Raw genomic sequence first — 19,880 nt, forward strand, 5'->3', positions numbered from 1 at the left:
GATAATGTCTCCATCAATTTATTTTCTTCGACATTTCCACTTCATGGCTCAAGCCACATTTGGAAGACTTAAAGGAGTGACAGTGTGTGGAAAGCCATACTTCCGAATTATGGCAGCAGATTTTATCAATTATCCAAACCAAACTAAGCAAGCCCAGCTTCGACACCTGGTTTAAGGCAACCAAAGCGATTTCCCTCAATGCGCAGTCGCTGATTATCTCGGCGCCGACGACGTTTGCGGTTGAATGGCTGGAGAGCAGGTATACGAAGCTGGTCGGAGCTACTGTATATGAAGTAACCGGCAAGCAGGTCGACGTCAAGTTTGTGATCGAAGAGAACAAGCCCGCCGAGCCTGTCGTGCAGGTATCCCCCGGACCTCCCGCTGTCTCCCGCGAAGAAGCCCAGACGCATATGCTGAACCCCAAATATACGTTCGATACGTTCGTTATCGGTTCCGGCAACCGGTTCGCGCACGCTGCTTCGCTAGCTGTAGCGGAAGCGCCGGCCAAAGCTTACAATCCCCTGTTCTTGTACGGAGGGGTGGGACTCGGCAAAACCCATTTGATGCACGCGATCGGCCATTACATTTTGGAGCATAATCCCAGCAATAAGGTAATCTACATTTCGTCAGAGAAATTCACGAATGAGTTCATCAATTCGATCCGTGACAACCGCGGCGAAAGCTTCCGCAACAAATACCGGAACGTAGACATCCTGCTGATTGACGACATTCAATTCCTGGCGGGGAAGGAATCGACCCAGGAGGAATTTTTCCATACATTCAACGCCCTGCATGAAGAGCGCAAGCAGATCATCATCTCCAGCGACCGTCCGCCAAAGGAAATTCCGACGCTTGAGGAACGATTGCGTTCAAGGTTCGAATGGGGCCTGATCACCGATATTCAGCCTCCGGATCTGGAGACACGAATCGCTATTCTTCGCAAGAAGGCGAAGGCGGAGAATCTGGATATTCCGAATGAAGCGATGATGTATATCGCCAACCAGATCGATACTAACATCCGTGAGCTGGAAGGCGCTCTCATTCGGGTTGTCGCCTATTCATCCCTGACAAATCAGGATGTAACGACGCATCTGGCCGCCGAAGCGCTGAAGGATATTATCCCATCCAGCCGGCCGAAGATGATCACGATTCAGGACATTCAGCAGAGGGTCGGCGAATATTACAATCTAAGGCTGGAGGATTTCAAGGCGCGCAAGCGGACGAAAGCTGTCGCATTTCCTCGGCAGATCGCCATGTATCTATCCCGAGAGCTGACGGATTATTCGCTGCCGAAGATCGGAGAAGCCTTTGGAGGAAGAGACCATACAACGGTCATTCATGCCCATGAGAAGATCAGCCAATCGCTCAAGGTCGATCAGGATCTATATAAAGTGGTCAACAATATTTCAGAGAAAATTAAAAATCCTTCCTGATCCGAAGGAATAAACAAGCCTATACACAATCTATTCACATGTGCGTAGGCTTAATTTTATGTTGTTCGCCAGGCTTATCCACATATTCAGCGCCCCTACTACTAATACTATTTTAAAAAGATTAAAAACATTCTTCATTCAAGCCATTATTGATCTAGGAGTGAAAATATGAAAATCAGCATTCTTAAAAATGAGCTCAACGAATCCATCCAGCATGTATCGAAGGCCATATCCAGCCGTACAACCATTCCGATTCTTACCGGTATCAAGCTGGAGGTTACGCATCAGGGCGTTACCTTGACTGCAAGCGATACGGATATTTCCATCCAATCGTTCATTCCAACCGAGGATGAGAACCAGCAGATCGTGCAAGTGGACAGACCCGGCAGCGTAGTGCTGCCAGCCAAATTTTTCGTTGAAATCATTAAGAAGCTGCCGTCCAAAGAAATTCAGATGGAGGTCAAGGAAGGCTTCCACACCTTTATCTCTTCCGGAGCGACGGAAATTCAGATGGTGGGCCTCGATCCGGAAGAGTTCCCGGTACTGCCGAACATTGAGGGCAACGAAACCATCTCGCTGCCAGGCGATCTATTGAAGAATATGATCAAGCAGACGGCTTTCTCCATTTCGACTCAGGAGACTACGCCAATCTTAACCGGTATTCTGTGGAATCTGGCCGAAGGCGAATTCAAATTCATCGCGACAGACCGCCACCGGCTGGCCACAAGAGCCGCCAAATTGGAAGGAACCGAGGACGTCAAATTCAGCAATGTCGTCATTGCCGGCAAGACGCTGAACGAGCTGAGCAAAATCATCCCCGACCAGAATATGCTGATCGATATTGTCGTGGCTGATAATCAGGTGCTGTTCAAGCTTGACCGCGTGCTGTTCTACACCCGTATTCTGGACGGTGTCTATCCGGATACTTCTAGAATTATTCCGACCGTGTACAAAACAGAACTGACGCTGGAAACAAAAAAATTAAGCGAATCGATCGACCGGGCTTATTTGCTGTCCCGCGAGGAAAAAACGAATATCGTCCGTCTTCAGACGCTGGAACAGGGCGGTATTGAAATCTCCTCCAGCTCCTCTGAGCTTGGCAAGGTGCGGGAAGAACTCGATCTCATTGATTTTAAGGGAGAGCCGCTGAAAATCTCGTTCAACTCCAAATATATGCTGGACGTGCTTAAAGTAATCGACAGCGAACAGCTGACGATTGCTTTTACCGGAATGATGAGCCCGATTATTTTAAAACCGCTGGATGAGAGTCAGGCATTGTATGTCATTCTGCCGTATCGCACAACAAATTAACGCCCGGTTCACGGCTGTGGATAAGCGGCGGAGAGGAATAAACCGATGAAAAAAATAGTTATCCACAGTGGATATATCAAGCTGGATTCGTTCCTGAAGCTGGCGGATTGTGTATCCACAGGCGGGATGGCGAAGGCGCTGCTGCAGGAAGGGCTTGTAGCCGTGAATGGAGAACGGGAAGAGCGCCGGGGAAGAAAGCTGTATCCCGGGGACAAGGTGGAGGTTCAAGGCGAAGGTGTGTTTGAGGTGGAAGGCGAAACGAGCGAGGCTTAAGAGTTTAGCCGAAGTTTCAAAAAAAGTGGTATAATGATGGTTAAGAGTCCCGCAAAGTACCCGGTCATGCTCAAGGGCCAGGGATGCGCTTTGCGGGTTTCTTCATGGAAGATCGCAGCCGCGCTTCTAAAATGGGGGAGGAACCTTCTAGTGTTTGTGAACCGAATAAGCCTTCGCCATTACCGCAATTACGAAGCGCTGATGCTGGAGGGACTTGGGGATGTCAATCTCATTCTCGGGCAGAACGCGCAGGGCAAAACGAACCTTGTCGAAGCGCTCTACTGCCTGGCGATGACCAAAAGCCACCGGACTTCCAAGGACCGGGAATTGATCGCATTTAACGCTCCGGACGGAGCCGCCCATATAGAAGCCGAAGTGACCCGGAAATACGGGAATCTGAAGCTTGAGCTGGCCTATTCGCTGCAGGGGAAGAAAGCCAAGATCAATGGCCTGGAGCAGCGCCGGCTGAGCGAATTTATCGGTTCGCTGAATGTGGTCATGTTTGCTCCGGAGGATCTCGAAATTGTGAAGGGATCTCCGGGAATCCGGCGCCGGTTCCTGGATATGGAGATCGGGCAGGTTCAGCCGGGCTATCTGTTTCATCTGCAGCAGTATCAGAAGGTGCTTCTCCAGCGGGGGAATCTGCTGAAGCAGCTGTGGGGCAAGAAGGATGGCGGCGGGGCCATGCTGGAAATTTGGGACGCCCAACTGGCAGAGCATGGTGTTAAAATCGTCAAAAAAAGGAAACAATTCATTAAGAAGCTGCAGATCTGGGCAGAGGAGATCCACAGGGGAATTACGAACGGCGGAGAAGAGCTGAAGCTGCGGTATATTCCCTCCTTCGGGGAGCGCGAAGAGGAAGATGAAGCTGTCTTATTGGACAAATTTATGTTAAAGTTATCACAAACACGTGAACAGGAAATCCGCCGTGGCATGACGCTGACGGGCCCTCACCGGGATGATTTATCTTTCTTTATCAACAGCCGGGAGGCGTCAGTATACGGCTCGCAGGGACAGCAGCGCACGACTGCTCTCTCCCTGAAGCTTGCCGAAATCGAACTGATTCACGAGGAAATCGGAGAGTATCCCGTTCTGCTGCTGGATGATGTTCTGTCGGAGCTTGATCCGTACCGTCAGACGCAGCTGATCGAAACCTTTCAAAGCAAAGTGCAAACGTTCATTACGGCGACAGGGATCGAAAGCCTGAACGCCGATAGACTAAAAGGCGCCTGCCAGTTTCAAGTCCATGGAGGAAGAATCGATTCTTAATCGATCGGGGGAAGAAGAGCATGTACATTCATTTGGGCGGGGAAAAAATAATCCGGTCATCCGAAATGATCGCTATTTTTGATATATCCATAGAGAAATCCTCCAAGCTGTCCAAACAGTTCGTGACTGCTGCTCTTCAGGATAAAAGGCTTGAGCGGATCGGCGAAGAAGAAGCGAAATCGATAGTCGTTACACAGAACGCCGTGTATTATTCCCCCATTTCTTCTTCCACTCTCAAGAAACGCTCCAATATATTGGCCGACAGCTGAGCTAGGCAGGACATTTGAGTTAATCTGAAAGAAGTAGGTGAAGGCATGTCAATGAATCAACCGACATATGATGAGAGCCAGATTCAGGTGCTTGAGGGGCTGGAAGCCGTCCGCAAGCGTCCCGGCATGTACATCGGTTCCACCAGTGTAAAGGGCTTACACCATCTCGTGTGGGAAGTCGTGGATAACAGTATCGACGAGGCGCTGGCCGGATACTGTACCCAAATCCAGGTGATCGTACATGAGGATAACAGCGTCACCGTTATCGACAACGGGCGCGGAATCCCGGTTGGCGAGAATACGAAGCTTAAGAAATCCACGCTCGAAGTCGTCATGACCGTCCTGCATGCGGGCGGCAAATTCGGCGGTGGCGGATATAAGGTGTCCGGCGGTCTGCACGGGGTAGGTATTTCCGTCGTGAATGCCCTTTCGGAGAAAGTTATCGTTACGGTTAAGCGCGAAGGCCATATTTACCAGCAGGAATACCGTAGAGGCGTGCCGCAGTATGAGATCCGCACGATCGGTGAAACGGAAGAAACCGGAACCAAGACGACGTTCTCGCCGGACCCGGAGATTTTTACCGAAACGACCGTTTTCGAATACAGCACGCTGCTTACCCGTATCCGTGAGCTGGCGTTCCTCAACAAGGGTATTGAAATCACGCTGAAGGATGAACGCACAGGCATTTCCAACAGCTTCAAATACGATGGCGGCATCATGGAATATGTGAAATTTCTCAACGAGAAGAAGGAAGTGCTGCATGAAGAGCCGATTTATGTCGGCGGATCCCGCGAAATGATCCAGGTCGAAGTGGCTCTGCAGTACAATGATTCCTACACGGAGAATATTTATTCGTTCGCCAACAACATCAATACCCATGAAGGCGGAACGCATGAATCGGGCTTCAAAAGCGCGCTGACGCGCATCATCAACGATTATGCCCGCAAATCCGGCATGATTAAGGATAACAGCTCCAATCTAACGGGGGACGATGTCCGCGAGGGTCTGACGGCGATTATCTCCGTCAAAATTCCTGAGCCCCAGTTCGAAGGACAGACCAAAACCAAGCTCGGCAATAGCGAAGTACGCGGGATCGTCGAGTCGCTGTTCGGCGAGAAGCTGCAGGAATTCCTCGAAGAGAACCCGGCCGTCTCGCGCCGGATTCTGGAGAAGTCGCTGCAGGCCTCCCGCGCCCGTGAAGCGGCCCGCAAGGCCCGCGAGCTGACGCGCCGCAAGAGCGCGCTTGAAGTCAGCGCCCTTCCGGGCAAGCTGGCGGACTGCTCCTCCAAGGACGCTTCGATCAGTGAACTGTTCATCGTCGAAGGGGACTCCGCCGGCGGATCGGCCAAACAGGGCCGTGACCGTCATTTTCAGGCGATTCTCCCGCTTCGGGGCAAGATCCTGAACGTGGAGAAGGCAAGACTGGACCGAATCTTGTCCAATGCGGAAATCCGGGCCATTATTACGGCGCTTGGAACGGGGATTGGCGATGACTTCGATCTGTCCAAAGCCCGCTATCACAAAGTGGTCATCATGACTGACGCGGACGTCGACGGCGCGCATATCCGGACCCTGCTGCTGACCTTCTTCTACCGGTACATGCGGAAGATTGTCGAAGCCGGCTATATTTATATCGCCCAGCCGCCGCTCTTTAAGGTGGAGCGCAACAAAACCGTGCGGTACGCCGGCAGTGAAACGGAGCGGGATGAAATCATCGCTTCCTTCGGCGAGAATGCCAAATTCAACATCCAGCGCTACAAAGGTCTCGGTGAAATGAATGCCGCCCAGCTCTGGGAGACGACGATGGATCCGGAGAGCCGCAGCATGCTTCAGGTCACGATTGAAGACGCCATCCTCGCGGACGGCATCTTCGATACTTTGATGGGTGACAATGTGGAGCCGCGACGCGACTTTATCCATGAACACGCCAAGACCGTCAAAAATCTGGATATTTAAGTGAGGCAGGGCACTCGCTCCTATGCTTATCATCCAGCAGCCTTCGGAACTTCCGGTTACCCGGGAGTTGCCGGAGGCTGTTTTACGTTAGGAGACTACCGGAGAATGTCTTGGAAAGTTGTTAGACGGGCGGATGGCGGCGAAGGCTTGAATCGGGACTGAAGCCGGATCGGCCGTAATGAGATGCATAGCGGCGGATTTTTCGATAGGTTGAAGGATCTGAGAATTTCTTGAATGCAATGAGGGAAGGCATCGTATTGATCTCAATAATCCAGATCTCATGATGATTGTCGATGGCCACATCGAGACCGAGTTCACGAATGCCCGGATAAGCCGATTGCATCCCGCTTCCTACGCGAACCCCCAGATTAGCCAGCTTCTTCAGGGTACGTTCCAGTTCGCCGGCGCTCATATGGCTGCCAAGCGGCTCATGTGGAGCCAGAACCTGTCCTCCGCTGTGGTAGTTGGTAATGATTTTTTGCGGGGCGGCCATTCTGGTCAATAGTCCTGTAGTCTCCCAATTTCCCTGAGGCGTTGATTGAACGAGCACCCGAAGGTCGAAGGGGCGTTTTTTATACTTTAGAAGATCAATTCCTTTTTGAATAATATACAGACGGCTTCCGATGCGATCGGATATGGCCCGGTGCAGTTCCTCTACAGAGCGGAACACCTTGGCTTGCGTGCCGTAACGGAGAATATAGACGGACTTCTGGACTAGCTCGATGTTCTCCGATTCGGACTTTGTCAGATCTCCGCTTTTGGATGCCGAGGACAGGCTTCTAAGTTCTGCTCTCATGACTCCGTTGCCGTATGTCCCGTGATCCGGTTTGATATAGACCGTTTCATACGTCAAGAGCATGTCGCTCAGCGATACGTCGTCAAACTTACGGGTTTCTGGAATATAAGGTGCCAGCGAGCGGTTTGCCATCATGACTTCCGTCTTGGCCCATTTGCTGGCGACCCGCTGAATTCTCATGCTACTCCTCCCTCTGTGCGTTTGAAATTTAAGGACAAGTGTTCTAAAGAATGTTATAATTAAAAGATATGGGATGGTGTCTTAGTGAACGGTTTGTGCATTTGACTGCGGACGGCTCCATAGCAGTCTATGGCGTCTACCGGCTTGCGGACAGGGCTGATATCCCGGCAGGGGCAGCAAAAAAAGTTATCAACCCTCGAGTGGCCGGCGGGGACGTTTAAGTGCGAGTTTTTTTAGAAAATACTAAGAGATAGGCACCAAGGAAACGGGCACCCGTTTCTTCTTAACCGAAGGAGGTCCAGCAACTCATGGCTGAACAAAATAACCCTCAAATCAGGGATAGGGACATCGGTACCGAGATGCGCGAATCCTTCATGGATTACGCAATGAGCATCATTGTCAGCCGTGCGCTTCCTGATGTGCGGGACGGACTTAAGCCGGTGCATCGCCGTATTCTGTACGCGATGTCGGAACTCGGCATGTCCCCTGACAAGCCTTACAAGAAGTCAGCGAGAATCGTGGGCGAGGTTATCGGTAAATATCATCCGCACGGCGACTCGGCCGTATATGAGACGATGGTCCGGATGGCACAGGACTTCTCCATGCGGTATATGCTCGTTGACGGCCACGGGAACTTTGGCTCGATCGACGGCGACATGGCTGCGGCAATGCGTTATACGGAGGCGCGCCTTTCCAAGATTGCGATGGAAATGCTGCGCGATTTAAATAAAGAAACCGTTGACTTTAACCCGAACTATGATGGCGAGGAACAGGAGCCGGATGTGCTTCCTGCCCGTTTCCCGAACCTTCTGGTCAATGGTGTCGGCGGTATTGCCGTCGGTATGGCCACCAATATTCCGCCGCATAACCTTGGTGAGGTTGTCGACGGTGTGCAGGCCATGATCAAGAATCCGGACATCACACCGATGGAACTGATGGAATACATCAAAGGACCGGATTTCCCGACAGGCGGATTCATTCTGGGCCGTGAGGGAATTCGTCAGGCTTATCGTACGGGACGCGGTTCGGTAACGATGCGCGCGAAGGCTACTATTGAGGACAACAATGGTAAGGCACGGATTGTCGTCAACGAGCTTCCTTACCAGGTTAATAAGGCGCGCCTTGTGGAGAAGATCGCCGAGCTGGTTCGCGAGAAACGGGTTGACGGCATTACGGACCTGCGCGACGAATCCGACCGTAACGGAATGCGCGTCGTGGTGGAGGTTCGCCGCGATGTGAATCCGAATGTTGTGCTGAACAACCTGTATAAGCATACGGCGATGCAGTCGACCTTCGGTATTAACATGCTGGCCATTGTCGACAAAGAGCCGAAGATATTGAATCTGCGCGACGTGCTGTACCATTATCTGCAGCATCAAATCATCGTCATCCGCCGGCGGACCGAGTACGATCTCAAGAAGGCGGAAGCCCGGGCTCATATTCTGGAAGGCTTGCGTATTGCCCTTGATAATCTGGATGAGGTCATCGCACTGATCCGGGCGTCGAGAACCGTAGATATCGCACGCGAGGGACTCATTTCGACCTTCGATCTTAGTGTTGAGCAGGCCCAGGCGATTCTGGATATGCGGATGCAGCGTCTGACCGGTCTGGAACGCGACAAGATCGAGAATGAGTATAATGAGCTGCTCGCCAAAATTGCGGAATATAAAGCCATTCTGGCTGATGAGACGCTTGTTCTCGAGATTATCAGCAACGAGCTGCAGGAAATCCGTGAACGGTTTGGCGATGACCGCCGGACTGAGATCACGATCGGAGAAGAGAGCATCCTCGACGAGGACCTTATTCCACGCGAAGAAGTTGTAATTACGGTAACGCATACCGGCTACATCAAGCGTCTCCCGGTAACGACTTACCGGAGCCAGAAGCGCGGCGGACGAGGCGTTATAGGAATGGACACCAAGGAACAGGACTTTGTGGAGCATCTCTTTGTGAGCAATTCCCACAACTATCTCATGTTCTTCACCGATAAAGGCAAGGTCTACCGGATCAAAGCCTATGAAATACCGGAGCTTGGCCGCGCCGCTCGGGGAACTCCGATTATCAATCTGATTCAGATTGAACAAGGGGAGAAGATCAGCGCCGTCATCCAGATCGAGGAGACCGACAGCGACAAGTATTTATTCTTCGCCACCCGCGAGGGCATCGTGAAGAAGACGCCGCTTGAGGATTACAATAATATCCGCAAAGGCGGCCTGATCGCGATCAATCTTCGTGAAGAAGACGAGCTGATTGATGTGAAGCTTACAGACGGTAAGCAGAAGCTGATTCTCGGGACCGCGGACGGTATGTCCATTACCTTCTCGGAAGAAGATGTGCGTTCCATGGGAAGAAGCGCTACCGGGGTTAAAGGCATCACGCTCGATGACAAAGACCATGTGATTGGGATGGATTGCATCGACAAGGAATTGGACGTGCTGATCGTAACCGCTAACGGATACGGCAAACGTACCCCTGCATCGGACTATCGCCTGCAGACCCGCGGTGGCAAGGGGATCAAGACCATTAATCTCACAGAGAAGAATGGCCGTGTTGTCAGCCTCAAGGTCGTCAAGCAGGAAGAAGATTTGATGATTATCACAACCGGCGGTACGCTGATTCGAATGAGCATGGATGGCATCTCTACAATGGGACGTTATGCACAGGGCGTGAAGCTGATCAATACAAGAGACGATGACTCCGTGTCGACCGTTTGCCGTACTGATAAGAGCGAAGAGGAGAACGAGGATGAAGAATCCGTTGAAGGCGAGTCTAACGCATCAGTAGAACCGGAAATGGCATCGGATGAAACTCACAGTGATGATGAAGGTTCTGAAGAATAATACTAAAGATTGAACACTCCGAGAGTACCTGCGGCTAAATAGCTGCCAGGTACTTTTTTTTGAAAAAAAATTTAGAAGAATAAACCTTTCATACTAGTCTCTTCTTCTTATCCATACTATAATTAGGTAAATAGTACCGTTTCCGAAGATTCAGTAAGGTATAGGATAGAGGAGTTGGGTATAATGCCAAATATCTCGGTAATGGAAGCGAAGCCGGGCTTGATAATAAACAAAGATGTCATTACGCCTCTCGGTGGAACCCTGTTTGAAAAAGGAAAAGTTCTGCTGCCCAGGGATATGGAGATTCTGGAAGCATTCTTCATTGACCATTTGGAAGTGGATGGTGCGGAGGAAGAGAGCGGAGCGGTGGAAGCTTCGAAGAGCGCAGACAAAGTTGGAACGAAGCCGGCAATCGGAACCGTAACCCGCAGCCAGTCTCCTCTTCATGATGAGTATGACAAGATGCTGGCGTTGATCAAGCGCTGTTACAGCTCTGCTGCCGCCGGAGGTCTGCCGATTCTGGAGCTGCGCAGTGGAACAGAAGCGCTCATTGCTCAAATCAAGGATTATCATGTGCTCAATTTTACTCCGCGTCATATCGTCGAACGGGATTATGTATACCACCATGCGGTAATGTCTGCTCTAACCTCTTACAAAATCGCCCAGTGGTGCGGCTACCCTCAGAGGGATTGGCTTCAGGCTGCTTTTGCAGGGCTCTTGCATGACATCGGCAATGTGAAAGTAGATCCGGCCGTTCTGAATAATCCAGGGACTCTTACAGCGGCGGAACGGAATGAGATGCGCAGACATACGACCTATGGCTATCAGATTCTTCGGAATGTCACGGCAATCAATGAAGGCGTCAGACTTGCAGCGCTTCAGCACCATGAGAAGGTGGACGGGTCCGGATATCCGCTCCGGCTTCAGGGCAGTCAAATTCATTTCTATGCCAAAATCGTGGCGGTGGCCGATATTTTTCATGCGATGACGCTGGAACGTATTTATAAAAAAGCGCAGTCGCCTTATCTGGTGCTGGAACAGATCCAGAAGGAAGGCTTCGGCAAGTTGGATCCGGCTATCGTTCAGACTTTTATCAATAAAACTACGGAGTTTCATAATGGAACGAAAGTTCGGCTCAATGATGGCGGCAGAGGCGAGATCATATTCTCCGACCGCAGTAACCCGACTCGTCCGATGGTGAATGTAAACGGCCGAATCATTAACTTGGCAAGCTCGCGCGAGCTGTATATTCAAGAGATCATACACTAACCGGTAGGGTGGCGAAATATGCCACTCTCTTTTTTTAGAAATAAACCTTGCAGTTGCTATTCATATATGGTATATTCTAATTCCGGCCAAGAAATACGAGCTGCTGATTCAAAAAAGAAATAAAAAAGCTTGCATGAATCACTTGGTTGTGATAAGATATAAAAGTTGCTGATGCGAAAGATAAGCGACGATGAAAGTCTTAAATGAAGCTTGATCTTTGAAAACTGAACAACGAGTGAGTATTAAGAGAATTTAATTCTCGTCAGATTCAAAATGAGCAAATCAGCTTTTCATTAATGGAGAGTTTGATCCTGGCTCAGGACGAACGCTGGCGGCGTGCCTAATACATGCAAGTCGAGCGGAGTTATGAAGGAGCTTGCTCTGGATTAACTTAGCGGCGGACGGGTGAGTAACACGTAGGCAACCTGCCCTTCAGACTGGGATAACTACCGGAAACGGTAGCTAATACCGGATAATTCCTTTCTTCGCCTGAAGGAAGGATGAAAGACGGAGCAATCTGTTGCTGAGGGATGGGCCTGCGGCGCATTAGCTAGTTGGTGGGGTAACGGCTCACCAAGGCAACGATGCGTAGCCGACCTGAGAGGGTGAACGGCCACACTGGGACTGAGACACGGCCCAGACTCCTACGGGAGGCAGCAGTAGGGAATCTTCCGCAATGGGCGAAAGCCTGACGGAGCAACGCCGCGTGAGTGATGAAGGTTTTCGGATCGTAAAGCTCTGTTGCCAGGGAAGAACGTTCTCTAGAGTAACTGCTAGAGAAGTGACGGTACCTGAGAAGAAAGCCCCGGCTAACTACGTGCCAGCAGCCGCGGTAATACGTAGGGGGCAAGCGTTGTCCGGAATTATTGGGCGTAAAGCGCGCGCAGGCGGCGATTTAAGTCTGGTGTTTAAACCATGGGCTCAACCTGTGGTCGCATCGGAAACTGGATGGCTTGAGTGCAGAAGAGGAAAGTGGAATTCCACGTGTAGCGGTGAAATGCGTAGAGATGTGGAGGAACACCAGTGGCGAAGGCGACTTTCTGGGCTGTAACTGACGCTGAGGCGCGAAAGCGTGGGGAGCAAACAGGATTAGATACCCTGGTAGTCCACGCCGTAAACGATGAGTGCTAGGTGTTAGGGGTTTCGATACCCTTGGTGCCGAAGTTAACACAGTAAGCACTCCGCCTGGGGAGTACGGTCGCAAGACTGAAACTCAAAGGAATTGACGGGGACCCGCACAAGCAGTGGAGTATGTGGTTTAATTCGAAGCAACGCGAAGAACCTTACCAGGTCTTGACATCCCCCTGAATACGTTAGAGATAGCGTAGGCCTTCGGGACAGGGGAGACAGGTGGTGCATGGTTGTCGTCAGCTCGTGTCGTGAGATGTTGGGTTAAGTCCCGCAACGAGCGCAACCCTTGACTTTAGTTGCCAGCAGGTCAGGCTGGGCACTCTAGAGTGACTGCCGGTGACAAACCGGAGGAAGGTGGGGATGACGTCAAATCATCATGCCCCTTATGACCTGGGCTACACACGTACTACAATGGCCGGTACAACGGGAAGCGAAACCGCGAGGTGGAGCCAATCTTATAAAGCCGGTCTCAGTTCGGATTGCAGGCTGCAACTCGCCTGCATGAAGTCGGAATTGCTAGTAATCGCGGATCAGCATGCCGCGGTGAATACGTTCCCGGGTCTTGTACACACCGCCCGTCACACCACGAGAGTTTACAACACCCGAAGTCGGTGGGGTAACCCGCAAGGGAGCCAGCCGCCGAAGGTGGGGTAGATGATTGGGGTGAAGTCGTAACAAGGTAGCCGTATCGGAAGGTGCGGCTGGATCACCTCCTTTCTATGGAGAATCGTCATCCGCAGAGATGACATTCAAAAAATTCGGCCAAGCTTATGCTTCCGAAGCAGCTTTGCTCCGCAAAGCTTTTAGCTCACTCGTTGGTCAGTTTTGAGAGTTCAAGCTCTCAACAGCAAGAACCTTGATCCTTGAAAACTGGATACCGAAACGAAAATTGCGTTTTAGAACATCTTTTAGCTGAAACTTGTGTCAACAAGTTGAAGTAAGTGATGCTTAGAGCAAAGGGGTTTGGATGTTGGAGCGAATTTGGATGGAAGCGGTGTTCGAAGCAGCGTAAGCGGCGGAGAAGAGGTTCCACCAAGCGGAGCAGAAACAGCCAAACGCCGGAGCGTTGGTTAAGCTAGTAAGAGCACACGGAGGATGCCTAGGCGCCAGGAGCCGAAGAAGGACGTGGCGAACAACGAAAAGGCCTCGGGGAGCTGTAAGCAAGCGTTGATCCGGGGGTGTCCGAATGGGGAAACCCGGCTGTGGTAATGCACAGTCACTCATTGCTGAATTCATAGGCAATGAAGAGGCAGACCAGGGGAACTGAAACATCTAAGTACCCTGAGGAAGAGAAAACAAGAGTGATTCCGTCAGTAGCGGCGAGCGAACGCGGAACAGCCTAAACCAGGGAGCTTGCTCCCTGGGGTTGTGGGACGTCTCACATGGAGTTACAAAGGAACAGGGTAGACGAAGAGGTCTGGAAAGGCCCGCCGGATAAGGTAAAAGCCCTGTAGTTGAAAGTCTGTTCCCTCCGAGACGGATCCCGAGTAGTGCGGGGCACGTGAAACCCCGTATGAATCCGGCAGGACCATCTGCCAAGGCTAAATACTCCCTGGCGACCGATAGTGAAACAGTACCGTGAGGGAAAGGTGAAAAGCACCCCGGAAGGGGAGTGAAACAGTACCTGAAACCGTGTGCTTACAAGAAGTCAGAGCCCATTTTAGGGGTGATGGCGTGCCTTTTGTAGAATGAACCGGCGAGTTACGTTTAACGTGCAAGGTTAAGGCGAGGAGCCGGAGCCGCAGCGAAAGCGAGTCTGAATAGGGCGACTTGAGTACGTGGACGTAGACCCGAAACCGTGTGATCTACCCCTGTCCAGGGTGAAGGTGCGGTAACACGCACTGGAGGCCCGAACCCACGAACGTTGAAAAGTTCGGGGATGAGGTGGGGGTAGCGGAGAAATTCCAATCGAACTCGGAGATAGCTGGTTCTCCCCGAAATAGCTTTAGGGCTAGCCTCGGAAATGACAGTCGTGGAGGTAGAGCACTGATTGGGTGCGGGGCCCGCAAGGGTTACCAAGCTCAGTCAAACTCCGAATGCCATAGACTGATTAACCGGGAGTCAGACAGTGAGTGCTAAGATCCATTGTCAAAAGGGAAACAGCCCAGACCATCAGCTAAGGTCCCCAAGTGTGTGTTAAGTGGGAAAGGATGTGGAGTTGCACAGACAACCAGGATGTTGGCTTAGAAGCAGCCAACATTTAAAGAGTGCGTAATAGCTCACTGGTCGAGTGACTCTGCGCCGAAAATGTAACGGGGCTAAACACACCACCGAAGCTATGGCTTGGATCGACTTCACTGCTTCTTTGAGGCGGTGTTTATCGCGAGAACATATTTGCCGAAGAGCCGGTTATGAAGGCTTGAGGCCAAATGGTTCCCAGGGGATAAACACAAGGCTTCGAGGCAGGAGTGAAGTCGATCCAGGGGTAGGGGAGCGTTGTGTATAGGTTGAAGCTGGACCGAGAGGACTGGTGGACAGTACACAAGTGAGAATGCCGGTATGAGTAACGAAAAGATCAGTGAGAATCTGATCCGCCGAAAGCCCAAGGTTTCCTGAGGAAGGCTCGTCCGCTCAGGGTCAGTCGGGACCTAAGGCGAGGCCGAAAGGCGTAGTCGAAGGACAACAGGTTGATATTCCTGTACCACCATAATCCGTTATGAGCAATGGGGGGACGCAGGAGGGTAGTGACGCGGACTGATGGATGTCCGTCTAAGCAGCGAGGCTGGTGTATAGGCAAATCCGTACACCATAAGGCTGGGCTGTGATGGGGAGCGAAACTTACAGTAGCGAAGGTCATGATCTCACACTGCCAAGAAAAGCCTCTAGCCAGGAGAAGGTGCCCGTACCGCAAACCGACACAGGTAGGCGAGAAGAGAATTCTAAGGCGCGCGGAAGAACTCTCGTTAAGGAACTCGGCAAAATGACCCCGTAACTTCGGGAGAAGGGGTGCCTCGGTAGGGTGAATAGCCCGAGGGGGCCGCAGTGAAAAGGCCCAAGCGACTGTTTAGCAAAAACACAGGTCTGTGCGAAGCCGCAAGGCGAAGTATACGGGCTGACGCCTGCCCGGTGCTGGAAGGTTAAGGGGAGCGGTTAGGGGTAACCCGAAGCTGTGAACCGAAGCCCCAGTAAACGGCGGCCGTAACTATAACGGTCCTAAGGTAGCGAAATTCCTTGTCAGGTAAATTCTGACCCGCACGAATGGCGTAACGACTTGGGCGCTGTCTCAACGAGAGATCCGGTGAAATTTTAATACCTGTGAAGATGCAGGTTACCCGCGACAAGACGGAAAGACCCCATGGAGCTTTACTGCAGCTTGATATTGAACTTGGGTACGATCTGTACAGGATAGGTGGGAGCCTAGGAAGGCGGAGCGCCAGCTTCGGTGGAGGCGACGTTGGGATACCACCCTGATCGTATCTAGGTTCTAACCTGGTACCGTAACCCGGTACGGGGACCGTGTCAGGCGGGCAGTTTGACTGGGGCGGTCGCCTCCTAAAGCGTAACGGAGGCGTCCCAAGGTTCCCTCAGAATGGTTGGAAATCATTCGAAGAGTGCAAAGGCAGAAGGGAGCTTGACTGCGAGACCTACAAGTCGAGCAGGGACGAAAGTCGGGCTTAGTGATCCGGTGGTACCGCATGGAAGGGCCATCGCTCAACGGATAAAAGCTACCCTGGGGATAACAGGCTTATCTCCCCCAAGAGTCCACATCGACGGGGAGGTTTGGCACCTCGATGTCGGCTCATCGCATCCTGGGGCTGAAGTAGGTCCCAAGGGTTGGGCTGTTCGCCCATTAAAGCGGTACGCGAGCTGGGTTCAGAACGTCGTGAGACAGTTCGGTCCCTATCTGTCGTGGGCGCAGGAAATTTGAGAGGAGCTGTCCTTAGTACGAGAGGACCGGGATGGACGTACCGCTGGTGCACCAGTTGTTCCGCCAGGAGCACGGCTGGGTAGCTATGTACGGACGGGATAAGCGCTGAAAGCATCTAAGCGTGAAGCCCCCCTCAAGATGAGATTTCCCAATACGTAAGACCCCTTGAAGACGACGAGGTTGATAGGCTGGGGGTGGAAGTGCAGCAATGCATGGAGCTGACCAGTACTAATCGGTCGAGGGCTTATCCAAGACTACCCCACAAAGTGAGGAAGACGCTGACGAAGCCGATTCCGAGTACTTTGCGGGGGCCCCATAAGCATACCCCAAAAAGTGAAGTGGAGGCTTCGAAGAGTACACCGAGTACTTTTCGGGGACCCCGAGACACCCAGTAAGGGCTAAGACGCAAGGTTTCGTTTCGATCCAGTTTTCAGGCGATCAAGCCTGAATATGCATTTGCACCGCAAATGCCCGTTTGGTGGCGATGGCGGAGGGGTTCCACGCGTACCCATCCCGAACACGACCGTTAAGCCCTCCAGCGCCGATGGTACTTGGACCGAAGGGTCCTGGGAGAGTAGGACGCTGCCAAGCACATGAACCACTGCTGAATACTCAGCAGTGGTTTTTTGTATAGGCTCATATGCTGTTGCATGGTTTCGCATAAAGTTGAGTGACATTTTTGTTACCGACAGGACAGAAGTAGCAAGTATAATAGTAAAGTGCAATTAAATACGCAATTTTAATTCGGAGGACCTACTCATCAATAGCAATTTCCTTGAATATATACCTGTGTCTAAATGAAGTTGCAGGGTTAAAGGGTAAGGAGGATTAGCATGAAACGAGCCCGAGCGTTATGGACTCTCCTTCTTGTGTGCCTGCTAACGGGAATACTGGCGGGGTGCGGAGCGAAAGAAGCCCATTGGGACTCTTTTGAAGGAGCGCTGAACGAGAAGAATTTTCCCGTCCCGAAAGAAGCCAACTCTTCGGATCATACCACAACGAATGCCGCAATGGATTATGTGAGATATTCCCTTCCGGGACTGAAGGAGAAGGATAGCCTGCCGGAGCCTTATTCGGAAGCCATTGAGGCTTGGGGGTGGAAGGAAGTGGTCAAAGGGAAGACCGCGAATTCCTATGTATTTCAGAAGGATCAGAGCATTGTTCATTTGAGCATTCATGACGGGTATTTTATTGTAATGGTTCCGAAGGATAAGAAAGCGACAACTCAGTCTCTTGGCAGTCCATAAAAAATCGCCACCTTTAGGGTGGCGATTTTTGCTGTGGTGCGCCCGGCATGGGCGATAACTCGGCGGTGAAAGTCCGCTACAGGCTTGGCAGTAGGAACTGTTAGCTGAAGGCAAGGGTGTCCGCCGCGAGGCGGAATCTGAAGGAAGCCGGAGGCAAACCCTCGGTCTGACGAACAGAAATCACATATAAGGCATGATGGGACGGACGAGCTTGCCACACAAAGCAAAGTCCAATACTGCCCGAATCCCATGATGTAAATGTGGCAGATAGATGAGGGTAAAGTTATCGCTCTTACCCGGGGAGATCTCACAGACGGGGAGTAGGAGAAAAAAAACTACGCCTGCCCAACTAACGAACAGACGCGTTGTTCAAGCTGAGCTAAATACTGCTGAGGCTCTCGTCGAAACCGGAGCCGTTTCGTTCCTTCAAGCAGTCGGGATTCCCATTGACGCCGTTCCTGAAAGTAGGTTTCATAAGGAACCTGCTGAAGTCGGTGCTGCACATTTTCTTGCATCAAGGCATCCTCTACCCAAATCACAAACTCGCCATTACGCCAAAGATACCGGTTCCAGCTACGAAGACCCGTCATTCGGCGGTGTCGGGTCTTCGTTCGGCGGAAACAGCGTTCCTGGTCGTTATTCGTCCGGGGAAGATAAGCGGTGTTGTAGCAAGCAAACAGTCCCGTCCAAAATCCGGTTGTATACCGTTCGAAATTCTCCACCATGGGCTGGTCTTCTTTTCGGATAAACTTCGCTCTTAGTTCGAACTTCAGCCAGTTCATTCGAACTTGCGTTGTCTCACTGCTTGTCCCAGACGGAGCACCCAAAATATGGGCGGCATCCTCAAGAGGCTGGCACCAACGCTTTACCTTTCGGTATGCAGGACGGAAGGAATCCAGTTTTTCAAACAGCTTCAAGAGTTTCTCGCTGTAGGTGAACCCCCTTTTTTAGCGCTTCGTTTCAAGGAATTTCGGATCGCTTCTGCTTCTTCAAACACTCGTACTCCGGGAAGGTCGAGCGGTGGGTTGCCGTCTTCGAGCAGAACGGAGCGCACAGCGGCCAGGTAATCTTTAGCGAGGGTTGCTTCTTCGGAAGGGTCAGCCTGAACTTGTTTTTCCAGTTCGCGAATACCACGTAAGTTTTTCTTAATCCCGGTTTTGAGTTTGCGATCCAACTCCACGACCGGTTTGGCAATGTCTTTCAGGTAATGGTACTGGCAGTATTGGTAGGGTACTTCCGGCCACAGGCCGGACATCGCCAGGCGGATAGAATGTTGGCCGTCGCTGAGCAGTCCAATTATGGGAAAACCTAAAGCTTCCACGGGTCTCAGCAGTTGTTTCAATTCTTCGGCGCTGCCGCTTTTGAGGTTTTGCGCGGCCAGAATGCTTCCACTGAATCCTTCGCGGACCACATACAGAGTTTCATTGCCTTTCTCAGGCTGTATGCCATCCATGGATAGCAGTAATCCGCCGTGTTCACGGACTACTTCTTTCAAGTTTTCCCGGAGATGGTCGGTGACGGAAGCGCGAAGCAGCGTGAGATAACGCTCATACAGCCGCTCGCAATTACGCTCGGAGGTGACAACGCCCCGTCGATTCAATTCCTCATGCAATTCAGACAAGGTGTAGTGATGTTTGAAACGAAGTTCGCCTACAAGCGCGAGGACGTCAAACCCATATGAGGTATGCTTCATGACTAGCGCATCGGCTTCAGCTGAGCGATAATACGATCCGGGATAGGGGCATTCCGAATTCGGACAGGCATAGGCCATATTCCACACGTCATAGATGCCGCTTAATGTATTCACGTATTTATGCCAAGCGGTATGATGCCGCTTGAGTTTGGTGCCACAATGCGGACATTGCCGCAATTCACTGTGAAAGTAGATCCGTTGTTCCGGAGTAATTCGGTTTTTGGTTGAAGGCATTATAACCTCCTCCTTCCTTACCCTCTATTACCCGGTTTGTGCTTGTATTCTGCCAACGTTAGTAAAACGGGCAGGCGTAGAAAAAAAAAAATCCGAAACACGGAGTAAAGC

Annotated in this window: 12 protein-coding genes and 3 rRNA genes; 12 read left to right on the forward strand and 3 right to left on the reverse strand. The window is 51.5% G+C overall.

The annotated features are described in order from the left end of the window. The first annotated feature begins 86 nt into the window (after positions 1-86). The 6 genes from dnaA (at position 87) to gyrB (ending at position 6,511) form a co-directional block, all read left to right on the forward strand. A complete protein-coding gene (gene dnaA, locus PSTEL_RS00005; RefSeq protein ID WP_038692806.1) occupies positions 87-1,433 on the forward strand; it encodes a chromosomal replication initiator protein DnaA in 1,347 nt (448 codons plus the stop codon). A gap of 168 nt (positions 1,434-1,601) precedes the next feature. Then, positions 1,602-2,744, forward strand: a complete 1,143-nt coding sequence (dnaN, locus tag PSTEL_RS00010) for a DNA polymerase III subunit beta (protein ID WP_038692807.1) — start codon at positions 1,602-1,604, stop codon at positions 2,742-2,744. 45 nt (positions 2,745-2,789) lie between these two features. Then, positions 2,790-3,017: a S4 domain-containing protein YaaA gene (gene yaaA, locus PSTEL_RS00015; protein WP_038692808.1), complete on the forward strand. Its 228-nt coding sequence runs from the start codon at positions 2,790-2,792 to the stop codon at positions 3,015-3,017. Between the two features lie 150 nt (positions 3,018-3,167). Beyond that, complete coding sequence (gene recF, locus PSTEL_RS00020) at positions 3,168-4,286, forward strand: DNA replication/repair protein RecF (protein WP_038692809.1); 1,119 nt, start codon at positions 3,168-3,170, stop codon at positions 4,284-4,286. Positions 4,287-4,306: 20 nt separating this feature from the next. Then, entirely contained in the window at positions 4,307-4,555 is a 249-nt protein-coding gene (gene remB, locus PSTEL_RS00025; RefSeq protein ID WP_038692810.1) for an extracellular matrix regulator RemB, read from the forward strand. A gap of 45 nt (positions 4,556-4,600) precedes the next feature. Next, positions 4,601-6,511: a DNA topoisomerase (ATP-hydrolyzing) subunit B gene (gene gyrB / locus PSTEL_RS00030; RefSeq protein WP_038692811.1), complete on the forward strand. Its 1,911-nt coding sequence runs from the start codon at positions 4,601-4,603 to the stop codon at positions 6,509-6,511. A gap of 121 nt (positions 6,512-6,632) precedes the next feature. Here the strand turns inward: gyrB and PSTEL_RS00035 are convergent, their stop codons facing one another. Beyond that, the gene (locus tag PSTEL_RS00035) at positions 6,633-7,487 is read right to left on the reverse strand and encodes a YheC/YheD family protein (RefSeq protein ID WP_052098086.1); all 855 of its coding nucleotides are present in this window, start codon (positions 7,485-7,487) and stop codon (positions 6,633-6,635) included. A 308-nt stretch (positions 7,488-7,795) separates the two neighbouring features. Between PSTEL_RS00035 and gyrA the strand changes: the two genes are divergently transcribed. From gyrA to PSTEL_RS00065, 6 genes are all read left to right on the forward strand, one after another. Next, a complete protein-coding gene (gene gyrA / locus PSTEL_RS00040; RefSeq protein WP_038692812.1) occupies positions 7,796-10,327 on the forward strand; it encodes a DNA gyrase subunit A in 2,532 nt (843 codons plus the stop codon). A 183-nt stretch (positions 10,328-10,510) separates the two neighbouring features. Continuing rightward, positions 10,511-11,596 carry an HD-GYP domain-containing protein gene (locus tag PSTEL_RS00045; protein ID WP_038692813.1) on the forward strand — a complete coding sequence of 362 codons (1,086 nt, stop codon included), beginning with the start codon at positions 10,511-10,513 and terminating at the stop codon, positions 11,594-11,596. A 293-nt stretch (positions 11,597-11,889) separates the two neighbouring features. After that, positions 11,890-13,444, forward strand: a 16S ribosomal RNA gene (locus PSTEL_RS00050). Between the two features lie 351 nt (positions 13,445-13,795). After that, positions 13,796-16,847: ribosomal RNA gene (locus PSTEL_RS00055) — 23S ribosomal RNA — on the forward strand. A 222-nt stretch (positions 16,848-17,069) separates the two neighbouring features. Then, positions 17,070-17,186 (forward strand): 5S ribosomal RNA (gene rrf, locus PSTEL_RS00060). Together the 16S, 23S and 5S rRNA genes form the textbook arrangement of a ribosomal RNA operon. Before the next feature lie 242 nt (positions 17,187-17,428). Continuing rightward, positions 17,429-17,842 (forward strand): hypothetical protein, encoded by a 414-nt coding sequence (locus PSTEL_RS00065; protein ID WP_038692814.1) that lies wholly within the window; start codon positions 17,429-17,431, stop codon positions 17,840-17,842. 335 nt (positions 17,843-18,177) lie between these two features. On the opposite strand, the gene PSTEL_RS00070 is transcribed toward PSTEL_RS00065, so the two are convergent. Both PSTEL_RS00070 and PSTEL_RS00075 read right to left on the reverse strand, forming a co-directional pair. Next, a complete protein-coding gene (locus tag PSTEL_RS00070; RefSeq protein WP_038692815.1) occupies positions 18,178-18,759 on the reverse strand; it encodes a hypothetical protein in 582 nt (193 codons plus the stop codon). Further along, a complete protein-coding gene (locus PSTEL_RS00075; RefSeq protein ID WP_156995731.1) occupies positions 18,756-19,769 on the reverse strand; it encodes a transposase in 1,014 nt (337 codons plus the stop codon). The genes PSTEL_RS00070 and PSTEL_RS00075 overlap by 4 nt, the downstream gene beginning before the upstream one ends. Between the last annotated feature and the right edge of the window lie 111 nt (positions 19,770-19,880).

The organism is Paenibacillus stellifer, assembly GCF_000758685.1.
Classification (GTDB): Bacteria; Bacillota; Bacilli; order Paenibacillales; family Paenibacillaceae; genus Paenibacillus_AQ; species Paenibacillus_AQ stellifer.

Bases quoted from the DNA above. Each gene is read 5' to 3' on its own strand.
- PSTEL_RS00035 (WP_052098086.1), bottom strand. From the start codon at position 7,487: ATGAGAATTCAGCGGGTCGCCAGCAAATGGGCCAAGACGGAAGTCATG.
- yaaA (WP_038692808.1), top strand. From the start codon at position 2,790: ATGAAAAAAATAGTTATCCACAGTGGATATATCAAGCTGGATTCGTTC.
- PSTEL_RS00065 (WP_038692814.1), top strand. From the start codon at position 17,429: ATGAAACGAGCCCGAGCGTTATGGACTCTCCTTCTTGTGTGCCTGCTA.
- dnaN (WP_038692807.1), top strand. From the start codon at position 1,602: ATGAAAATCAGCATTCTTAAAAATGAGCTCAACGAATCCATCCAGCAT.
- remB (WP_038692810.1), top strand. From the start codon at position 4,307: ATGTACATTCATTTGGGCGGGGAAAAAATAATCCGGTCATCCGAAATG.
- gyrA (WP_038692812.1), top strand. From the start codon at position 7,796: ATGGCTGAACAAAATAACCCTCAAATCAGGGATAGGGACATCGGTACC.
- PSTEL_RS00075 (WP_156995731.1), bottom strand. From the start codon at position 19,769: ATGCCTTCAACCAAAAACCGAATTACTCCGGAACAACGGATCTACTTT.
- gyrB (WP_038692811.1), top strand. From the start codon at position 4,601: ATGTCAATGAATCAACCGACATATGATGAGAGCCAGATTCAGGTGCTT.
- PSTEL_RS00045 (WP_038692813.1), top strand. From the start codon at position 10,511: ATGCCAAATATCTCGGTAATGGAAGCGAAGCCGGGCTTGATAATAAAC.